This is a genomic window from Alsobacter sp. SYSU BS001988, from assembly GCF_054796215.1.
Genome location: NZ_JBTAMK010000002.1, coordinates 77,889 through 91,413 on the forward strand (window position 1 = coordinate 77,889; position 13,525 = coordinate 91,413).

At 71.5% G+C, this 13,525-nt stretch carries 9 protein-coding genes; 3 read left to right on the top strand and 6 right to left on the bottom strand.

The genetic code is table 11. From position 1 onward, the window contains the following. Positions 1-132: 132 nt before the first annotated feature. Complete coding sequence (locus tag ACYVO7_RS04350) at positions 133-453, bottom strand: 2Fe-2S iron-sulfur cluster-binding protein (RefSeq protein WP_460448628.1); 321 nt, start codon at positions 451-453, stop codon at positions 133-135. Positions 454-545: 92 nt separating this feature from the next. Beyond that, positions 546-887, bottom strand: coding sequence for an Hpt domain-containing protein (locus ACYVO7_RS04355; RefSeq protein WP_406854130.1), 342 nt, complete (start codon positions 885-887; stop codon positions 546-548). A 516-nt stretch (positions 888-1,403) separates the two neighbouring features. On the opposite strand from ACYVO7_RS04355, the gene ACYVO7_RS04360 reads away from it, so the two are divergent. Further along, positions 1,404-7,304, top strand: coding sequence for an apolipoprotein A-IV repeat region-like domain-containing protein (locus ACYVO7_RS04360; protein WP_460448629.1), 5,901 nt, complete (start codon positions 1,404-1,406; stop codon positions 7,302-7,304). A 75-nt stretch (positions 7,305-7,379) separates the two neighbouring features. Here ACYVO7_RS04360 and ACYVO7_RS04365 read toward each other — a convergent pair whose 3' ends face one another. The 4 genes from ACYVO7_RS04365 to ACYVO7_RS04380 all read right to left on the bottom strand — a co-directional run bounded on the left by ACYVO7_RS04365 (position 7,380) and on the right by ACYVO7_RS04380 (position 11,356). Continuing rightward, complete coding sequence (locus ACYVO7_RS04365) at positions 7,380-8,006, bottom strand: ABC-type transport auxiliary lipoprotein family protein (RefSeq protein ID WP_460448630.1); 627 nt, start codon at positions 8,004-8,006, stop codon at positions 7,380-7,382. 35 nt (positions 8,007-8,041) lie between these two features. After that, the gene (locus ACYVO7_RS04370) at positions 8,042-9,358 is read right to left on the bottom strand and encodes an MlaD family protein (RefSeq protein ID WP_460448631.1); all 1,317 of its coding nucleotides are present in this window, start codon (positions 9,356-9,358) and stop codon (positions 8,042-8,044) included. A gap of 4 nt (positions 9,359-9,362) precedes the next feature. Then, a complete protein-coding gene (locus tag ACYVO7_RS04375; RefSeq protein ID WP_460449119.1) occupies positions 9,363-10,079 on the bottom strand; it encodes an ABC transporter ATP-binding protein in 717 nt (238 codons plus the stop codon). A 128-nt stretch (positions 10,080-10,207) separates the two neighbouring features. Next, positions 10,208-11,356 (bottom strand): ABC transporter permease, encoded by a 1,149-nt coding sequence (locus ACYVO7_RS04380; RefSeq protein ID WP_460448632.1) that lies wholly within the window; start codon positions 11,354-11,356, stop codon positions 10,208-10,210. A gap of 166 nt (positions 11,357-11,522) precedes the next feature. On the opposite strand from ACYVO7_RS04380, the gene dgcA reads away from it, so the two are divergent. Together dgcA and ACYVO7_RS04390 are read left to right on the top strand one after the other, a co-directional pair. Then, on the top strand, positions 11,523-12,509 hold the full coding sequence (gene dgcA / locus ACYVO7_RS04385; RefSeq protein WP_460448633.1) for an N-acetyl-D-Glu racemase DgcA: 987 nt from the start codon (positions 11,523-11,525) through the stop codon (positions 12,507-12,509). Positions 12,510-12,634: 125 nt separating this feature from the next. After that, positions 12,635-13,510 carry a hypothetical protein gene (locus tag ACYVO7_RS04390; protein WP_460448634.1) on the top strand — a complete coding sequence of 292 codons (876 nt, stop codon included), beginning with the start codon at positions 12,635-12,637 and terminating at the stop codon, positions 13,508-13,510. The last annotated feature ends 15 nt before the right edge of the window (positions 13,511-13,525 follow it).

The following is a 13,525-nucleotide window of genomic DNA, read 5'->3' on the forward strand; positions in this document are numbered from 1 at the left end:
AAGCGCCCAGGGCGCGGTCCCCGGGCCCGGCCTACACCGCGGCTCTGCCTTCGTGAAGCGACGTCTCGTGACGCAAATCCACGGCGCGCGCAAGGGGCGAAGCCGCACACCCGTCCCGCGATGTGTTTTAGGTCAGGCCTGGCGCTCGGGAGTCTGGACGACGAGGCCGTCCAGTTCCGGCCTGACCTTGATCTGGCACGACAGCCGCGACGTGGGACGCACGTCGAAGGCGAAATCGAGCATGTCCTCCTCCATCGAGGCGGGCTCCCCGACCTTCTCCTTCCAGGCGTCGTCCACATAGACGTGGCAGGTGGCGCAGGCGCAGGCGCCGCCGCACTCCGCCTCGATGCCCGGCACGCCGTTGCGGACGGCGGTCTCCATCACGGTCGACCCATCCTGGGCGTCCACCGTGCGGCTCGCGCCCTGGTAGTCGATGAAGGTGATCTTGGTCATGGGTGATCCGGTGGCCTGGGCGCCTGAGGACGCATGAAGGATGCGCCGCTACTTAGGACAAGACAGATCGAAAGGGTAGAGCCCGGCCCGGGTCAGAGGCCGCCGACCTGGCGGTCCTGCAGGCGCGCCGCGATGACGGTCCGGGCCTCCGCCACGGCGGCGTGGAGACCCGCCACCACGGCCAGGACCGCTCCCTCGTCGGCCTCGTCCGCAAGGCCCTCCACCCGCTCGGCGTGAGCCGCGACCGCGAAGGCGCCCACGGCGCGGGCCGCGCCCTTGAGCCGATGCGCCGCATCGCTCCGCCCGCGGGGATCGCGCGCATCGCGCAGGCTCCGCAGCACGTCGTTGGACTGCTCGAAAAACATCCCCAGGACGTCGCGCGCCAGGTCGGCGTCGCCCATGGTCTGGGCCGTGAGATGACGCAGGTCGAGCACGACAGGCTCCTCGCTCGCGTCCCCCGCCTGCCGCAACGCCGAACTTACGCCGACCATACTCATTCCCTTTCCGGAAGCCGCGAGGGCCCAGACACGAAGGCTCGTATAGAGGACGTCCCCGAAGATATCGTTTCCACAGGGAACATCGTCATGGAAATTGGGGCGTGAAAGTGTCGAAAGACAAGGGCGCCGGGAGAGTCTTTCGGCCAAGGCGGCGCGATTTTCTCACATCCCGACACGAGATGGCGCATGGTGTCCGCCGCGGCCGCAAGGACGTTAATTCATGGTGACGCTTATGGTAACCGATCCGTTAACGACGTTTCGCGACGACGCGCCTCGGCGGGTTCCCATCCGGGCGCCCGGACACTAGACTGCAGATTGGTTAACCGTTTCCAATTTCAGGGGTGGTTGGCCGCCGCGAGAGGCGCCGCGAGTCGCTCGCCGAGGCGAAACACCGCCCCGGCGCAGGGATCGCGCGGAAGCGGCTGAGTGACGCGTACCGATGCGAGGCGACTGATGGCGACCCAGACCAAAGCCACCGATCCGACAGAGGCGGCGCTTTCGGCGATCGAGGAGGCGTTGAACCTCACGGGATCACCGCCGGCGGGAGCCGCGGCTGGGCCCGCGACGGACGACGCGGCCGCGATCTCGGCGCAGACGACGGCGCCGGACGGAGCGGACCGCGCCGAAGCGCCGAAGCTGCCCGAGGTCGACGACAGCGGCATCTTCCCCGAAGTCCGGATCGAAAAGCCGCGCGACCGGGCCCGCCCCCATCGCGAGCTCACCCCCTCCGCGCCCGAGCGCCGGCCCGAGCCCGGCCGCCCCGCCAATGACGACCGGCGCGCCGTGGGCGAGATCCTGCAGGCGCTGCAGGTGCGCCCGTCGAAGGGCGCCTACTGGCTCGCGGGGCTCGCCTCCCTCGCCTGGCTGGCGGTGTTCGGCGCCTTCGCGGCGACGCGCTGGAGCGAGGTTCTCGGCGGCGACGTCCCCCTGGCGCAGCGGCTCCTGACTCCCGAGGCCGGGCTAGCCGCCTTCGCGGCCCTGGCCCCCGTCGTCGTCTTCTTCGTGCTGGCCTCGCTGGCGGCGCGCGCGCAGGAGATGCGCCTGGTCGCCCGCTCCATGACGCAGGTCGCGATACGGCTGGCCGAGCCCGAGACCGTCACCTCCGAAGCCGTGGTCAGCCTGTCGCAGGCGATCCGCCGCGAGGTGGCCGCCATGGGCGACGGGATCGAGCGCGCGGTGGCGCGCGCCGGCGAGCTGGAGACCCTGGTCCATTCGGAGATCGCCACTCTCGAGCGGGCCTATGGCGAGAACGAGATCCGCATCCGCGCCCTCATCGACGAGCTCGTGGTCCAGCGCGAGGCGATCCTGTCCAACGCGGAGCGCGTCCGCACCTCGATCACCGGCTCGCACGAGAGCCTGCGCGACGAGCTCGCCGCCACGGCGGCCCGCATCTCGGACGCCGTCGGCGAGGCCGGGGCGCGCGTCACCGAGTCCTTCGGCTCCAAGGCCGAGGAGATCAGCGGCACGCTGACCCGCACCGGCGACCGGATGATCGGCGAGATCGCCCAGAAGGGGTCCGATCTCATCGTCCGCCTGACGGAGACCACCGACCATGTGAGCGGCCGGCTGGCCGACGCCAGCACGTCCGTGACCGAGACGCTGGGCTCCAGGGCCCGCGAGATCACCGAGACGCTGACCCTGACGGGCGGCCAGCTCGCCGACCAGATCGCCGAGCGCGGCGCGCTCGTCTCCCAGACGCTGGAGCGCACCAGCGAGATCCTCACCGCCAGCCTGAACGAGGGCTCCGAGCGCGTCACCCGCGTCATCTCCGAGACCGGCGCCGGCGTGGCCGAGGCCATCGCCAGCCGGGCCATGGAGGTCAACGACACGCTGCGCTCCACCGGCGAGACGCTGACGGCCGAGCTGGGCGGACGTGGCGACGAGGTCGCCCGCCGCCTCGACGAGACCGGCGCGCGCATCGCTGCGACGATCTCGGCCAACGGCACGACCCTGGAGCAGTCCCTCGCCGAAACTGCGGCGCAGATCGCCAGCATCATCGGCGAGCGCGTGGACCAGACGCGCACCGCCTTCGAGACGAGCGCCGTCACCGTGCGCGACGCGCTGCTGGAGCGCACCGCCGCGACCGAGCTCGCCTTGGCGCAGGGCGCCGAGGCGGCCACGCGCGCTTTGGCGGCCCGCAGCGAGGAGACGGAGGCGGCCTTCGCCCGCCGCGCCGAAGAGATCGCCGACGCCCTGGCCAACCGCGCCGCCGAGGCGCAGGCCGGCATGGCGGCGAGCTCGGAGGCGGTCGCCCGCACGCTGTCCAGCCGCACCGCGGAGGCCGAGCGCATGCTCGCCGAGGCGGCCGAGACCGTCGCGAACGCCCTCGCGGGCCGCACCGAGGAGGCCCAGCGCAGCTTCGAGCGCACGGCCGAAGCCCTCACCAAGGCGCTCGCGGACCGCACCGGCGAGGCCGAGGCCACCATCGCCCGCTCCACCGACGAACTGAGCCGCACGCTCATGGGCCGCACGGCCGAGGCCGAGAGGCTCGTGACGGGCAGCATCGAGGCCCTGATCGAGCGCACCGCGGACGCGCAGCGCAACCTGACGGGAAGCTCGGAGTCCATGGCGGCCGCCCTGGCGGCGCGCACCGCCGAGGCCGAGCGCGTCCTGGCCGAGGGCGCCGGCGCGATCGCCGAATTGCTGGCCAACCGCACCGGCGAGACCCGCGCCGCCTTCGAGGACGCCGCGGAGGCCGTCCTCGGCGCCCTCGTGGCGCGCGCCGCGGAGACGCAGAACGCCTTCGCGCAGCATAGCGAGACCGTCCAGACCCGCCTCGCCGCGATCGCCCGCGACGCCGTGATGGCCATCGCCACGCAGAGCACCCGCATCAACGAAGCCCTGGTGCGCAACGCCGATTCGATCACCGAGACCATCGGCTCGCGCGGCGGCGAACTGGCCAGCGCCATGGCGGCGACCCTCGGGGCCTTCGAGGAAACCGTCATCATTCGGGGCGGCAATCTCAACGAGCGCCTGGGCGCCCGCCTCAACGCCTTCGAGGAGACGGTCCTGCAGCGCGGCCAGATGCTGGAGCAGAAGCTCGGCGACCGCATCAACGCCTTCGAGACGGTCATCGGCCAGGTCGGCGCGAGGCTGGACGAGACTTTCACGGCGCGCATCGGCGCCTTCGAGACCGTCGTCGACGGGCGCACCGCCTCCCTGCACGAGGCGCTGGACTCCGCCATCTCCGGCTTCGAGGGCAAGGTGCTGGACCGGGGCTCCACCCTGGCCACCACGCTCGCCGGCCGCCTCGACGCGTTCGAGGAAGCCGTGCTGGGCCGCGGCGGAGAGCTCGTGGAGCGCATCGGCGCCGACACGCGGGCCTTCACGCAGACGGTCGAGACCCGCCTGGGCGAGATCGAGACGCTGTTCGGCAAGTCGGGCGAGGTCCTGGCGGACCGCATCGTCGTCCGCGCCGAGGAGGCCGCACGGCGGGTCGAGGAGCAGATCGCCGAGTTCGAGTCCCGGACGATCACGTCCGGCGACAAGGTGGCCGGCACGCTGGACAACATCTTCGTGCGGATCGACCAGGGGCTGGACGGCCGCGCCAAGGCCCTCACCGAGACGCTGGCCAGCCGCACCCTGGAGATCGCCCAGGCCCTCGGCGTCGGCGGCAAGGAGATCTCGTCGGCTATCGAGGCCAAGATCGAGCAGGTGGAGACCGCCATCGCGGCCCGTTCGGACGGGCTCGCCCAGGCCTTGAGCGCCAAGGCCGAGCTGATCAACGTGACGCTCGGAAGCCAGGCCACCGCGATCGCCGAGACGCTCGACGGGCGGGTCGCCCGCTTCGAGGAGCGCGTGGTCAACCGTCTCGACAGCGTCAGCGCGCTGCTGGACGAGCGCGCCCGCCTGTTCAGCGAAATGCTCCTGGGCGGCACGACCTCCGTCACGGCGGCGCTCGGCGAGCGCACCGGCGAACTCGCCTCGCTGTTCGACAACTCCAGCCGGCAGTTCGACCGCATCCTCTCGATGGGCGCGGAGGCGGTCACGGCCGCCCTCGGCAGCCGGACCAACGAGATCACCGGCCTCGTCATGGACGCCGCCCGCAAGCTCGACTCCACGCTGTCGCAGGCGGCGCAGTCGATCACGACGGTGGTGGACGGCCGCGCCGGCGAGATGGTGGAGGCCTTCGGCGTGCGCGCCAGCATGCTGGAGGAGACGCTCTCCACCGGGACCCGCGCCGTCACGAGTTCGCTCGGCGAGCGCACCGACGAGCTGCGGGCGCTGTTCGAGACCAACGGCCAGTCCCTCGCCCACACCCTCGAGGCCGGGACCCAGGCGGTCTCGACCGCCTTCGGCCAGCAGTCGTCCGACCTCGCTCGCCTGTTCGAGGAACGCGGCGCCAAGCTCGTCCAGGGCATCGCCAGCCAGGGCGACGAGGCGTCGACGCGCCTGGCCAAGGTCGGCGAGGAGACCACCCGCGAATTCGCCCATGTGGGCGACGCGATCCTGAGGACCCTGGAGGGCCGCAGCGAAACCATCCTGGAGAGCCTGCGCGAGCGCAGCGACGCCCTGGCGCGCTCCGTGGAGGCCTCGTCGGAGGCCCTGCGGCGGGCCGTGGAGGAGGGAGCCTCCCGCTCCGTCGCCAGCCTGGTGGCCGCCAACGACCAGCTCAAGGCCGAGATCAATCTCGGACTGGAGCGGCTGGGCGAGACCAACCGCCTGCTGCATGCGACGATCTCGGGCGCCGGCGAGAACCTCGGCGCGCTGGAGAGCGACCTGGGCGAGCGCATGGTCGCGCTGCGCGACACGCTGAACGCGATCACGCACGAGACGAGCGCGGTCACGGACCGCGCCGCCGACCAGGTCGAGGCGCTGCGCAGCCTCTCCTCCGGGACGCTGCGGGACGCCGCCGGGCTGTTCCATCGCCTCGACGAGCAGGGCCGCTCGGTCGCGTCCTCCACGCAGGAGCACGCGCGCGCCCTGGCCGAAGTGGCCGAGGCGCTCGAACATGTCGAACGGCGCGTGGCCGCGGCCATCGAGGGCCGCAGCGACGGGCTGAACGCCATGCTGGAGACCATCGCGGGCCGCACCGAGGACGTCGAGGCGATCACGCGGTCCTTCACCGGCCTGGTCGAAGACAGCCTCAAGGCCGTTGAGGCCCGGGCCCGCCAGATCGGCGGCGTCCTGGCCGATTCGAGCCAGTCGGCGGCCAACGCCATCGGCGAGCAGTTCGACCTCATCAGGACCACCACCGGCAAGGAGCGCGAGCGCACCGCGGCCGCGCTGCGCGCCGCCTATGAGCAGGTCATGTCCGACATGGGCGGGGCGCTGTCCTCGGCCACCGAGCGCTTCCGCGAGGCGGCCGACGAGATGCGGCAGCTGAGCTACTCGGTCGCCCAGGAGCTCGACGCCACCCGCAACGAAGTCCGCCGCGGCGTGCTGGAGCTGCCGCGCGAAACCCAGGAGTCGGCCGCCGCGATGCGGCGCGTCGTCGCCGACCAGATCCGGGCCCTGAACGAGCTCTCCGCCCTCGTGGCGCGCTCGGACCGCGGCCTCGACGTCGCCCGCCCCGAGGAGAACGCGGAGCCGGACGACGTGCCGGCCCGCCGCGCCAACGGCGCCGCGCCGGTCGACCGCGGCCCGCCGCTCGTGGTGCGCGCGCCCGAGCCGCCGCGCCGGGCGCCCGAGCCGCCGCCGGCCGCCGCCCGTCCGAGCGTGCTCGTCACCCCGCCGCCGCGTCGGGAAGAGCCCGCGGAGCGTCCCGCGGCCCCGGCGCGCCATGCCGAGGCGCGCGGCCAGGACGCGCGCGAACGACGCGGCGCGCAGGACGACCGTCCCGAGCCCGAGGCTCGCCCCGAGCCGAAGGCTCCGCCCAAGGCGTCCTCGTCCCGCCAGCCCGAGTTGCCGCGCGAGGCGCTCGCCAACCGCGCCAGTTCCGGATGGCTCTCCGAGCTGCTGGCCCGCGCGTCCGTCGAGGAGGAGCCGCCGGCCCGCAAGCCCGAGCTGCGCTCCACCATCCAGGACAAGCCGGCCAAGACGCCCGTGCGCCAGCCCACCACGCATGAGAACGCGATCGAGTCGCTCGGCTCGCTCTCGGCGGACATCGCCCGGATGATCGACCACGAGGCGGCTGTCGAGCTGTGGGAGCGCTACACCAGCGGCGAACGCAACGTGTTCACGCGGCGCCTCTACACGCTGCAGGGCCAGGAGCGCTTCGACGAGTTCCGCCGGCGCTACCGCCGCGACGCGGAGTTCCGCGACACCGTCGACGCCTATGTGGAGAAGTTCGACGAGTTGCTGCGCGAGGTGGCCCCTGGCGACCGCAACTCGACGCTGTCGAAGTCGATCCTCACCTCCGACGAGGGCAAGGTCTACACGATCCTGGCCCATGCGGCCGGCAAGTTCGACTGACGATCCCGACACGGTTCAACGAAAAGGCCCGGGAGCGATCCCGGGCCTTTTTCGTGGGGCGGCGCGAGGAAGCGGTCAGCGCGCCCAGCGCACCACGTCGGCGAACACGCGCTGCGCGGCCTTGTCCAGGGCCACGGCGGCTTCACGGCCCCCGACCGCGGCGAGCGGGACGGAGCCCTTGAACACGCGCGAGGCCGTGATCTTGCCCGTGGCGCTGGCGACGATCTTGACGGACAGCTCCGCCACCGCCTCGGCGCCGTTCACCGTGCTGACCCCGAAGAACCGGATCTCGGTCTGCAGCACCTGGTCGGCGTTGATGCCGGTCCCCGCCCGGCCGACCGCGCGGCCGGCGTTCTCGAAGGCCTGGACGAGCCGCGTCTGGAGCAGGCGCGGAAGCCTGTCGGACCACTGCACGCCGCCCACGGAGGAGACCGAGCCGTCCGCCGAGCGCACCACGATGCGGTCCGATTCCAGCGCCTGCAGCGCGACGGGCTCGGCGACGACGATCTGGCTGCGGCCCGGATTCTGCCGCGCCGCGCCCGACGGGATCGTGAGGTCGAAGGTCTCGGAGGGCGACGACCCGCATCCGGTCAGGCCCAGGGCGGCCGTGAAAAGGCCGGCGAGGATCCAGGGGCGAGCCGGGCGGAGAGGCGCGAGGCTCGGGTTCGGCTCCGGGGCGGGAGCGGCGATGGGGGCGGACATGCGGGGAGGCAGCCTTTGTAGGGTCGGAGGCCGCACTATCGGCCCCGGTACTCGGGGAGGGATGGCTTGTTGCCGAACAGCAGCTGCTGGGGGTTCTGCTGCAGGCTGCGCAGGGTGCGGTTGAGCTCGCCGAGGGCCTGCCGGCCGTCGGACGCCAGCGCCTGGTAGTCGCGCAGCGCCGGCCCGGTGACGCGGTTCACGCCGGCGGTGATGTCGGCGGTCCGCTTGTCGAGGTTGTCGGCAAGGACGCGCACGGACTTGGCCATGTCGCCGATGCTTCCCAGCGCCGCCTTGGTGTCGCCCGACCCGAGGAAGGTCTGCACGCTGGCGAGCACGCCCTCGACCTGGTCGGCCGCCTTGTTCAGCTTGGCGGTGAGCTCGTTGGCGTTGCGGATCACGTCGTCCACCTTGCCGCTGTTGGAGCCCAGCGCCGTGGTGAACTTCTCCACATTGTCCACCGAGCGCTGGATCTTCTCCGAGTCGACGGCGCGCAGGGCGCGACCCGCGTCGGTGAGCACGCCGTCGAGCTTGACCGAGCTGTCGTTGAGGCGGCTGGCCAGCGTGGCCGCGTCGCGCACCAGGGCGGCGACGCGGTCCTTCTCGCCGGCGACCGAGGAGGTGATCTGCTGCAGGTTGGCGACCACGTTCTTGACGTCGTCGGGATTCACCGAGGAGACGACCCGGTCCACCGTCTCGGTGAGCTTCTGCAGGTCGACCGAAAGCGAGGCGATCTTGTCCGCCGCGTTGCCGGTCGAGGACAGGAAGCGGCTGACGCCCTCCGAATTGGAGGCCAGGGCGCCCGAGAAGGTCTCGACGTTCTTCACCGTCCGGCTGATCGAGTCCTGGTTGTCGGCGAAGAGCTTGTCGGCGCGGCCCAGCACGTCGTCGGCCTTCTTGGCGAGGCGCTGCGCGCTCTCCAGGAGATCCTGGAAGTCGGAGCGGTCGGCGTAGATCACCGGCGGCTGGCCGGGCTCCTGGCTTTCGAGCTTGGCGCTGTTGGGTCCCCCGCCCGAGAGCTGGATGGAGGCGACGCCGGTCAGGCCCTGGAACTCCAGCCGCGCCTTGGTGTCGACGTTCATGGGCGTGGTCGCGTCCACTTCGACGCGCGCCACCACCTTTCCGGGGTCGTTGGGCTGCAGCTGGATGGACGTCACCTCGCCCACGCGCAGGCCGTTGTAGAGCACCTGCGAGCCGCGCGAGAGGCCCGACACCGAGCCGGTGAAGACGATGCGGTAGGTCGCCAGCTTCGCTCCCGCGTCCTTGCCCGAGAACCAGAAGACGAAGCCGAACGCCGCGGTCAGCACCGCCAGCGTGAAGAGCCCGATCAGCGCGTAGTTCGCGCGGGTTTCCATGACGCTACCTTCCCGCCTCGGCGACCGGCGCAAGGTGCTGCGCCCGCTTGCCGTGGAAATACGATTTCAGCCAGGGATGCTCGGAACGCAGCATCGTCTCGATGGGCCCTTGCGCGATGACCCGCCCCTCGCCCAGCGCGGCGATCCTGTCGCACACCGAATAAAGGCTGCCGAGATCGTGCGTTACCATGAAGACGGTGAGTCCTAAAGTCTTCTGCAGGGTCGCGATCAGCTCGTCGAAATCTTGCGCCCCGATGGGGTCGAGCCCCGAGGTCGGCTCGTCCAGGAAGACGATCTCCGGGTCGAGCGACAGGGCCCGGGCGAGCGCCACGCGCTTGATCATGCCGCCGGACAGTTCGGAGGGAAAACGCTCGGCCACCTCGGGCTTGAGACCGACCAGTTCGAGCTTCAGGAGAGCGAGCTCGTCCATCAGCTCCTCGGAGAGCTTGAGGTGCTCGCGCATCGGCACCTGCACGTTCTGGCGCACGGTCAGCGACGAGAACAGCGCGCCCTGCTGGAAGAGGACGCCCCAGCGCCGCTCCATGGCCTTGCGGGCCTGTTCGTTGAGCTCGTCCACATCCTGCCCGAACACCTCGATCACCCCGCGCCGCTTCGGCGTGAGGCCCAGGATGGTGCGCGTCAGCACCGACTTGCCCGTGCCCGACGCGCCGACGAAGCCCAGGATCTCGCCCCGGTAAACGTCCAGGTTGAGCCCGTTCATGATCAGCTTGTCTCCGAAGCCGACCACGAGGTCGCGCACGGAGATGATCGCCTCCCTGGGCTGCGAGGCGCCGTTCAGGCCTTCATCGTGGCCGGGCTGCGGAAAGTCGGGGGCGGTGAGCGTCATCGTCAATACTTGATGGACGCGAAGAACATGGCGAAAAGGCCGTCGACGACGATCACCATGAAGATGGACTTGACCACCGAAGATGTGACTTGTCGTCCCAGGGACTCGGCCGAACCTTGCACGGCGAGCCCCTCGATGCTGGCGATCAGGCCGATGACCAACGCCATGAAGGGCGCCTTGATCAGGCCCACCATGAAGGTGTTGAACCCGATCGCCGACCGCATGCGGCCGATGAAGACCTCCTGGCTGATGCCGCCATAGATCCAGGCGACGACGCCGCCGCCGAACAGTCCCGCGATGTCGGCCAGGAAGGTGAGGAGCGGCATCGCGATCATCAGGGCCAGGATGCGCGGCACCACCAGCACCTCGACGGGGTCGAGCCCCATCACGCGCAGCGCGTCGATCTCCTCGCGCATCTTCATCGAGCCGATCTCGGCCGTGAAGGCCGAACCCGAGCGGCCCGCCACCATGATGGAGGTGAGCAGCACGCCCAGTTCGCGCAGCGTCAGGATGGCGGTGAGGTCGACCACGAACGGCGTGGCGCCGAAGCGGCGCAGCTGGAAGATGCCCTGCTGGGCCACGATGCAGCCGACAAGAAAGGAGATCAGGGTGATGATCGGGACGCTGCGAAAGCCCACGGCCTCGAGGTGGAACACCAGCGAGGTGAAGCGGAACCGGAAGGGGTTCAGGATCACCCGGCCCAGCGCCGTCACCAGCGAGCCCAGGAAGCTGACGCCGCCGACGAGGTCCTGCCCGGCGCCCACGACGCCCTGCCCGACATCCGAGAGGATCTCGACCACCGCGGATGCGCCGACGGCGCGCTTCACGCCGAACTCGTGATAGGCGACCTCGTGCAGCAGGATGCGCTTGCGCTCGTCGACGCCGACGAACCCCGCCTCCTGCCCGCGCCGGACGAAGTCGGTGCGGGCGCGGTCCAGGACCCAGGCCCCGAGCGTGTCGAGGCGGTCCACCCCGGAAAGATCCATCAGGACGCGGCCCGCGCCCTCGGCTTCCTGCGGCAAGCGGGCGGCCTCCCGCTCCACCGCCTCGGCCTGCTCGGAGGTCCAGCGGCCGAGGAAGCGCAGGCGCACGTCCGCGCCGCTGCGCTCCACCACGACATTCGCCACAGGATCCATGTGATTCCGGTTCATCCGCGCACCCGCGATGCGCGTGCACGTTGTTTTAGACCATTCGCGGCGTGATCGGGAATGGTCCCGCGGCGATTCAGCCAAGGTGTGACGTCCGTACCTCGTCCGCCGGAATGGCCAGCGCGGCGCCGCTCGGCTAAGTGTGCCGGACCGTCCCAGGAGAGGTCCCATGGCCCGCGCCCTCAGCATCGCCGTCGAACGCTGGCCCATCGCCGGCGCTTTCACCATCGCGCGCGGATCGCGCACCGAGGCCGTCGTGGTGACGGTCGCCATCGATGAGCGCGGCGTCCGCGGCCGCGGCGAGTGCGTGCCCTATGCGCGCTACGGCGAGAGCGTCGACAGCGTCTCGGCCCAGATCGAGGCCATGCGGGGCTTCGTCGAGGGCGGCGGCGACCGGCAGGAGCTGATGGCCCGGATGGCGGCGGGCGCGGCGCGCAACGCCCTCGACTGCGCCCTGTGGGACCTGGAGGCCAAGACGGCCGGCGTCCCGGCCCATGTGCTGGCCGGGATCGACCGCATCGCGCCGGCGACCACCTGCTTCACCATCAGCCTCGGCGCGCCGGCCGTGATGGCCGAGGCCGCCCGCAAGGCGGCCGACCGCCCGATCCTGAAGATCAAGCTCGGGGCCGGGGATGGCGACGGCGACCGGATCGCCGCCGTCCGGGACGCGGCGCCGGACGCCATCCTGGTGGTCGACGCCAATGAGGGCTGGAGGGAGCACGACATCGCGGCCCAGTTCGCCGCCTGCGCGGCGGCCGGCGTCGCGCTGGTCGAGCAGCCTCTACCGGCCGGCGAGGACGCCGCGCTGGCGGCATTCGCGAGCCCCATCCCGATCTGCGCCGACGAGAGCGCCCATGGGATCGCCGAACTCGGGGCGGTGGCCGAGCGCTACGACGCCATCAACGTCAAGCTGGACAAGACGGGCGGCCTGACGGCGGCGCTGGACCTCGTGCGCGAGGCCCGCCGGGCGGACCTCGACATCATGGTGGGATGCATGGTCGGCACCTCGCTCGCGATGGCGCCGGCGATGCTGCTGAGCCCCCTCGCCCGCTATGTCGACCTGGACGGCCCGCTGCTGCTGGCGCGCGACCGCGAGCCCGGCCTGCGCTACGAAGGCGGCCTCGTCTACCCACCCGCGCCGGGGCTCTGGGGCTGACGATGGGCGCGCATAACCACTGGCCCGCGCGGCCGCAGGGGCTTTCTCTCCTTGAGCGGCGCTGCAAGCGGTGGTGGTGTGAACGCTTCGGAGGCCGGTGATTCGCCTCCTCTGGTTCCAGTGCGATGGGCGACGACACGGCGAAGACGCCGATCAGCCGGGAAGACTATGACGCGATCGAAGCGGCCGTGATGGAGACGGCGCGCGGACGCTGGTTCATGGCCGAGTTCGCCCGGCGCAACCGCCACGCCGACACCGAGCGCCTCCTCGCGTCGCTGGACCGGATCGAACGCGCGGTCGCCATTCGCGACACCGGAATCCGGCCCGAAGACCCCTCCGGGATCGGCCTGCAGCGCGATCTCGCCGACATGGCCGACCGGATCGCCAGCACCAAGCGCGACATCGCCAAGAGCGTGGCGGACGCCGCCGGATCGCTGGGCTCCGCCACCCCCGAGAGCGCGCTGGAAGACCTCGTCGCGCTGTCCGAGCAGGCGGACACGGAGGCGTTCGACGCGGCCGAGCAGATCCAGGAGATCGCGTGGTCGCTGCGCGAGACCGCGGAGAACCCCGAGGTGATCGGGGCGCTCGAGGACCTGGACCGGCACGCTCTCGACGTCTACCGCGCCACCAACCGCCACGCGCTCACCACCGCCCGGGTGCGGTCGCTCATCGGCGTCCTGCGCTCCATCGAGAGCCGCATCCAGTCCATGCTCGGCGGCTCCCTGGCCGAGACGCCGCCGCGCCCGGCGCGCGCCGCGCCTGTCCAGCACGCGCTTCCTCCCGCGTCCGGGCCCTCGCGGCTGTCGCCTGCCCCGCCGATCCGGGACGACGTCGCCTTCATCGAGACCTACACGCCGACGGATCATCGCGGCCCGTCGCTGGAGGGGGCGGTGGCCCGCCCCGCCCCGGAGCCGGCGCCCGTCGTCCAGGACGCCCGCGTCGCCGCCTTCGCGGCCGTCGACGCGCTCGCGCCGGAGCAGAAGCTCGCCCTGTTCGCATAAGCGTCCAGCCATGCG

Bases quoted from the DNA above. Each gene is read 5' to 3' on its own strand.
- ACYVO7_RS04350 (WP_460448628.1), bottom strand. From the start codon at position 453: ATGACCAAGATCACCTTCATCGACTACCAGGGCGCGAGCCGCACGGTG.
- ACYVO7_RS04360 (WP_460448629.1), top strand. From the start codon at position 1,404: ATGGCGACCCAGACCAAAGCCACCGATCCGACAGAGGCGGCGCTTTCG.
- ACYVO7_RS04365 (WP_460448630.1), bottom strand. From the start codon at position 8,006: ATGTCCGCCCCCATCGCCGCTCCCGCCCCGGAGCCGAACCCGAGCCTC.
- ACYVO7_RS04370 (WP_460448631.1), bottom strand. From the start codon at position 9,358: ATGGAAACCCGCGCGAACTACGCGCTGATCGGGCTCTTCACGCTGGCG.
- ACYVO7_RS04375 (WP_460449119.1), bottom strand. From the start codon at position 10,079: ATGAACGGGCTCAACCTGGACGTTTACCGGGGCGAGATCCTGGGCTTC.
- ACYVO7_RS04380 (WP_460448632.1), bottom strand. From the start codon at position 11,356: ATGAACCGGAATCACATGGATCCTGTGGCGAATGTCGTGGTGGAGCGC.
- dgcA (WP_460448633.1), top strand. From the start codon at position 11,523: ATGGCCCGCGCCCTCAGCATCGCCGTCGAACGCTGGCCCATCGCCGGC.
- ACYVO7_RS04390 (WP_460448634.1), top strand. From the start codon at position 12,635: ATGGGCGACGACACGGCGAAGACGCCGATCAGCCGGGAAGACTATGAC.